At 61.1% G+C, this 6,021-nt stretch carries 6 protein-coding genes; 2 read left to right on the forward strand and 4 right to left on the reverse strand.

What is annotated here, in order from left to right:
* Both EST92_RS30615 and EST92_RS30620 read right to left on the reverse strand, forming a co-directional pair.
* Positions 1–256: transposase domain-containing protein (locus EST92_RS30615; protein WP_254069170.1), on the reverse strand; the 256-nt coding region annotated here is incomplete at its 3' end.
* A gap of 123 nt (positions 257–379) precedes the next feature.
* Positions 380–964: a reverse transcriptase domain-containing protein gene (locus EST92_RS30620; protein ID WP_254069171.1), complete on the reverse strand. Its 585-nt coding sequence runs from the start codon at positions 962–964 to the stop codon at positions 380–382.
* Between the two features lie 440 nt (positions 965–1,404).
* Here EST92_RS30620 and EST92_RS30625 point away from each other — a divergent pair, with 440 nt between their 5' ends.
* On the forward strand, positions 1,405–1,896 hold the full coding sequence (locus EST92_RS30625) for a transposase (RefSeq protein WP_129283930.1): 492 nt from the start codon (positions 1,405–1,407) through the stop codon (positions 1,894–1,896).
* Positions 1,893–2,495, forward strand: coding sequence for a transposase (locus tag EST92_RS30630; protein WP_161981801.1), 603 nt, complete (start codon positions 1,893–1,895; stop codon positions 2,493–2,495). Before EST92_RS30625 ends, EST92_RS30630 begins: the two co-directional genes overlap by 4 nt.
* A gap of 120 nt (positions 2,496–2,615) precedes the next feature.
* Here EST92_RS30630 and EST92_RS30635 read toward each other — a convergent pair whose 3' ends face one another.
* Both EST92_RS30635 and EST92_RS30640 read right to left on the reverse strand, forming a co-directional pair.
* The gene (locus EST92_RS30635; RefSeq protein WP_129283932.1) at positions 2,616–3,035 is read right to left on the reverse strand and encodes a hypothetical protein; all 420 of its coding nucleotides are present in this window, start codon (positions 3,033–3,035) and stop codon (positions 2,616–2,618) included.
* A gap of 772 nt (positions 3,036–3,807) precedes the next feature.
* A complete protein-coding gene (locus EST92_RS30640) occupies positions 3,808–4,806 on the reverse strand; it encodes a ParA family protein (RefSeq protein ID WP_129283933.1) in 999 nt (332 codons plus the stop codon).
* Positions 4,807–6,021: the final 1,215 nt, after the last annotated feature.

A 6,021-nucleotide genomic window follows, 5' to 3' on the forward strand; every position in this document is an offset into this window, starting at 1 on the left:
TTCCCAGGAACCGCAGGCCATTGACGAGCAGACGGATGACTTCCTCGTACGACTCGCCGAAGAACAGGCACAGTGCCATGACGTAGTAGACAACAACGCGGGCCGGCAGCAGACGGGACCACCTCTCAGGCCGACCTGTCCCAGCTAATACCTCATCGACCAGATCCCGGTCGACCAGACGCGTCAGAACCCCGATACCCACCCGGTCCGTCAACCGCATACCGGAAACCGCCGAGCTATCCCGAACCCCACCCATAGGAAAGGAAGATAACGAACTTCATCTCCGACGCAAACAGCAGCGTCCATACGGGTTGACCATCCACAACCAACGCGGGCGTGTCGCTGTGCACATGTGGAAAAAGAATCTGAAAACGCTTATCTACGTGGCATTGCCTTGAGGAGTTCCCTTCTCTCGCCCGGCAAGCGTTCCGTCGGGCTGCTGCACGGGGGCGACAAGCCATCGCTTCACATACAACAGAACCCACGAGAGATTGGTATGCCTTTCCAGTGCCGCGATGATGGGGCCGTGCGGAACGTTGTCGAAGAAGCCCTGGATGTCAAGGTCGATCACCCAAGGGTGCCTCCAGCAACGCTGCTTGCACGTCTCCACCGCCTCCAGCGCGGACCGCCCCGGGCGATAGCCATATGAGTCCTGATGGAAGACCAACTCCGCATCAGGCTCCAACGTCATGGCCACTGCCGTCTGGGCGATCCTGTCGGCCACGGTCGGAACCCCAAGGCTCCGAGTCCCACCGCCGGCTTTCGGAATATCAACCGCTCTCACGGGTGGGGGGAAGTAACTTCCCGAGGACAGTCGATTCCAGAGCTTGTACAGGTTGTTCTTCTCATCCTGCTCAAACTCCGCCAACGACTGCCCATCCACCCCAGCCGCTCCCCTGTTGGCCTTGACCTTCAGGTATGCGTTCCAGACCAGCCGCTTCGGAATATCAAACGGCTTGCCCACTGATCTTGTCTCGACCATCCGACTCCTCCCATCTCTGGTTGATCGCCGATCGACACCCAACAACACTCCCCCTTCGCTCCACCTCTATTACGGAGGTTTCATCACTACTACGGGACGTTCCGCCCTCCCGACGCGCCACCGGTACTCCGGCCCTCATGGCTCTTCGCACACTTGCGCCGCTCCCTCTCGCGAGCCACGTCAACCGTGTATCGCAGTATCACGTCAAGGAGTTCTCCAGTTCCGTTGTGAAGCCCGGACTGAGCTCGCGCCACCTTCATGCCGGACACCGCCAGACCAGTGGACAGGTTCCCGTCTGGCTCATCCCAGGACAGCATTAAGGCCCTGGTTTTGATGTCGTCTAAGCTTTACGACACGTCATCAGCGGTTCACTTGCGTTCGCCTTCTCAGTCCCCACCTGCCGCATTCAGTACGGCTTTTCCATGACGCTCACCACCACGGCTCATTCACCGCAGCAGCTCATGGTGGTTTGGCACCTGCACCTGTATGCCGATACCGAAGGACCTACCTTCATCTCCACAACAGCATGGCGACTGTTTGTTCACGCCTTCTACATCAGAACCTCACAATCACCTTCTGGACACACGAACACCTTGGCCGAGGCGCTCGGCTCGGACGCGGCACTGTCGAAGTCCACGGTCTCCACCATCTGCCAGTCCATCCGCAGCGAGTACGACGCCTGGCGGATGCGTGACCTGTCCGGCGTGACCTTGGACTATCTGTTCATCGACGCCTCGCACTTCCGCATGCACCCGAACGCCCCCGCCGAGCCCGTGCTGGCCGCATGGGGCATCGACACCGACGGCAGGCCCTTCTTCATCGGGCTCGAGGCCGCAGGATCGGAGTCCCACGACGCCTGGGCCGGCTTCCTCAACGGCCTCCTCAAGCGCGGCCTCACCCTCCGCTGCTGGTGATATCCGACGGTGGTGCCGGGCTGATCTCCGCCTGCGAACTCGTCCTGGGCTGCAGCCTGCGGCAGCGGTGCCTGATCCACAAATGCCGCAATGTCACTTCGAAGGTCAGCCGCCACGATCTGGCGGAGTTCAAAAAGGAGTTCTGGGAGATCTTCGACACCACCGAGCTCGGCCTCCCGCCCGGCCAGCGGCTCGTCGAGACCGTTCAGCGCCGCATCGACGCCTTCGCCGCGAAGGGGGAGAAGACCTACCCCGCAGCCGTCAAGTCGCTCCTCACAGACCGCAGCTCACTCACGTCCTACCTGCGGTTCCCCGTCGAACACCACAAGCGGATCCGGCACAGCAACTTCATCGAGCGGACCTTCGGCGAGACCCGCCGCCGAGTCAAGGTCATCGGCCGGTTCCCCGGCGAGGCCTCCTGCGTCAGCCTCGCCTTCGCGGTCCTGGACCGGGCCGCCACCGGCTGGCGCGGCTTCACCACGACACCCGCCGCACTGCGCCAACTCGAAGGCATGCGAAGGGACCTGCTCAACCCCGTATCAGCCGACGTGATCCAACCCGCACCCCAGGACCACGAACCACCCGCCGAGGCCGCGTAACATCAACCGTCACGGAACCCCTCGTCGAGCTTTACACCGCTCCGAGGACGCGACCTTTTGAAATACACAGAAGCGCCAACCACCGAGGTGGTTGGCGCTTCGTCAGCTTGGCTAGTGGGCCTAAGGCTTGCTCTGTTGTTTCGCAGCGAGAGGCCCATCTTGCTCGAGAGCCTTAAGGAAGCGGTCGAGTGCTCCAGAGTAGACGTGGACCGCAGTCCGCGCATGCCCTGCGCGGCGCAGCTCGTTTGGGAGCTGCGAGGCAATCTCGTACACCTCAGGGCTCACGCGATGACTCCCCTGCTTTCCAGTGCCGGTCTCTGAGTCACGCGACAACAGAAACTCTTCTGCCAGATCCAACTGCTCCTCTATAGACCTGGGCAGGCAGAGAGCCATCGCGGCGTCGACGTACTGCGCGGCCGTGAGGGACTTACCAGAATTTGCGCAGTCTTCAGCAACCCGTGCGCTCAACGTATCGACGAGATCGGCGGCGAAACGAAAAGGCTGAGTCTTCCAGCGCTGCTTGCGCAGCTTGAGGTCCATCCGGCTGTCACGCCAAGACTTGAGCAATGCGGCATGCGCAGGCCCAACCTCTTCGGGCTGATCAGTCTTCTCCTTCTTCCGCCGTCTGCTCGGACCTGCAGCTTGCGCACGGGGTGGCGTTGCCGACTGTGTCTCTGGCTCGGGCTCGACCGAATCGCTGTCGGCCGGCACAGCAGAGTGCGTTTCGGACGGAGCGTCACCGGACGGGTGCTCAGCGGTGGGGGAGGCTTCCGACCGCCCAGCCTCTTGCGCTCGGGGTGGCGTTGCCGACTGTGTCTCTGGTTCGGGTGATTGCGGAGAGGCAGGTGTTGCATCTACCGAATCGCTGGCGGTCGTTTTGTTGTCGACCTGCGAACCGAAATGGCTCTCGGGCTTGGCACCCCCAGAGGGATGCGTGGTGGCGGCTGCGGCCTCTGGTTGCCGAGCACCTTGTTGTGAGGCTTTGGCAGGCGCCTGGGGGTGTGCAGTGGAATCGGCTGGAGCACTGGGAGCGGGGACGGTAGGCGAAGAGTTCGGGAGATCAGGCCACTCCCCCGCGGCTTCCTCACTAGAACGTGGCTCTTCGTGGTGAGGAGAGACCGATGCCGGCGCCGTGCTCCCGGAGGTGACGCCTTGACCCATCACGGAACGAGCGACGACCGTAGTTGCCCCGGAGAGGGCGGGGTTGTTGAGCAGGGCGGAACCCGACCTGGGTCGTAGGCCCGCAACCTTCTTCGCAGACTTTTTCTTCGGCGGCTTCTTGCTTTCATCCTCACCCGCCGCCGAGGGTTCCTCAGCCATTCTCCTCCTCCTCCACGAGCACCGGATCAGCGATGGTCCACTTCTCGCGAGGCAGCTCGATCCGATCCAGGATCTCCTCGACGACACTCGTGTACTGCTTGCCGCAGGATTGGTTTGGGAACCGAACCACTGCAGGCTGGCCGTAGATGTACGACTCGGAGATCCGGACGTCCTTGCGCACATCCGTGACGAATGGGAAGAGTCCGCGTCCGGGCTTGGCGTCGATACCGTCGCCAACCATGCCGTTTCGGATGTCGACGTCCTGATTTGTCCAAGCGGACTGAGGGTTGGACCGGTTGAGCAGGGCGCCCAGCAGCTTCGGCTTGCACAGGCCGTCGGTGTTTGTCTCTACCGCGTGTGTGGCGGCGCTGAGGACGAGCGCCCCCTTGATGGACTGATACTCCGGGATGCAGATCGTGACCACGTAGTCGGCTGCCGCGAGGGCAACGGCGTTCAAGTGCGACACCGCTGGCGGAGTATCAATGAGGACAAAGTGGAAGCCGCGTGCCTCCGTCATCAGGAGATCACGGAGCATGGCGGTCTTCTTGTACGGCTTGGTGACGAACGCGTTCTGTGCGGCGGACATCGACGCTTCTTCTGACGCCAGGACGCAGAGACGCCCGTGTCCCTCGAAGCCGTCCAAGACATCCCCGGTTCGGTCGAACATGGCGTCCTGGAGGCGGGGCCGCGGGAACTTCTGCAGTGCCATCTGCAGGATGAAGCCGAGCGAGCGCTGAAGTTCCGCTTCGTTCTGTTCTTCGTCGTCCGATCCGGCGAGAGTAACGCCCAGGGCTGTGCCAGCTTGAGCCTGCGGCTCAAGATCCACTACCAGAACGTCGTAACCCGCCATGGCAAGCCGTGCGCCGAGGTTGACGGTCGTTGTGGTTTTCCCGACACCGCCCTTCTGGGTCGCGATAGCAATGACGATCGGCACGGGAGACGTAGCTTCCGCAGCTACTTCGATCGCGCTGACGAGTGCAGTGTCAGTCATCGGCAAGCCTCCGGGTCTGACCAATGAGGAAGAAGTGGTGCGAAGCGGGAATGACCGTGTCGCGTCGCGTCGCAGCCCTGAGAGCTATGAGGTGCGTAGTCGGGCCATGTGAGTGCATAGAGCGGCAGCTTTGCTGGAGATATCGGACATCTTCTGCGCGCATAGCGATCTTGAGGTGGAGCTGACGTGCTACGACGCGGCACCCGGGACGATAGCAGCAAGCGGAAGCCTGGCGTTGCTTATGAGGTGGAGTTTCTGCGTGTCGACCCAGAGTTTCGATGGGTGCGCAGCACGGGCGACGTAACAGCCCAATAGATGTAGCACCTAAGGTCCGAGCGTAGCTAAGTGCGTCGACGCGTCTCAGAAAGCTGCACACGGCGGAAGCGTAGTTGGGCCGGGTAGCTATTAGGCAATAAGGAGGGACTACCTGACAGAGGATGGCTCAAACTGTCATGAGGTATATAAATGCGCACGTAGGGAGACGTATAGGAAGTGGAGTGCGAACTGAAGGGATGAGTATGGCATGCGCATAGATGTCAGTGCGGATCATTGAGCATCGAAGTGTGTAGCGAAGTGGCGAGGCGCGCCTGTCAATAGCAATGGGAAGAGGAACGTAGTTCGCTAAAAACAGGAGGAGGTAAGTACGTGAGTAAGCCTAGAGGTGGAAAGTGGAGCAGGCAGCAAAGTGGGCACACCGAGAGCGAACGGCAAGGAGGTGTGCGGATGTAGAAGTGCGCGGAGGTGCGTACGTGTCTACCTACAGACCTCCTTACGTAGCTATCTAGATGAATACAGAACTACTGAGGGGCATGCGCGCGGGCCTACCGGCATGACTACAAAGGTAGCTACACGCATACCTACAAGAGCAGGTAGGAGGGTGAAGAGTGGCGCCCGTAGTATTGAACCGAGACGTGAGAAAACGTAGGTACGCGCTGAGGCAAGCGTCTAGGTCGCAGGTTCTGAACGTGAGTGCGGACTGCTGTTGAAAGCGAGTCAGGGTGGCGAAGGCGAAGGCAGGCTGAAGCAGAGAAAGGCGACTCGGTAAGCCAGTAAGGATCAACGCACAGAGGTCGCGACGTCGAAGACTGCGACAGGGCTACATTGCAAGCGTCAGACGACAGTTATGGAAGCATCTACCGACCTTTGACTACGGGCTTGCTGCGGGTGGGCTGAGTTCGAGGCCGGTCCCGGCCAGGAATCCGATGAGGAGTTCGG

It is taken from the genome of Streptomyces sp. TM32 (assembly GCF_004122755.1).
Lineage (GTDB): Bacteria > Actinomycetota > Actinomycetes > Streptomycetales > Streptomycetaceae > Streptomyces > Streptomyces sioyaensis.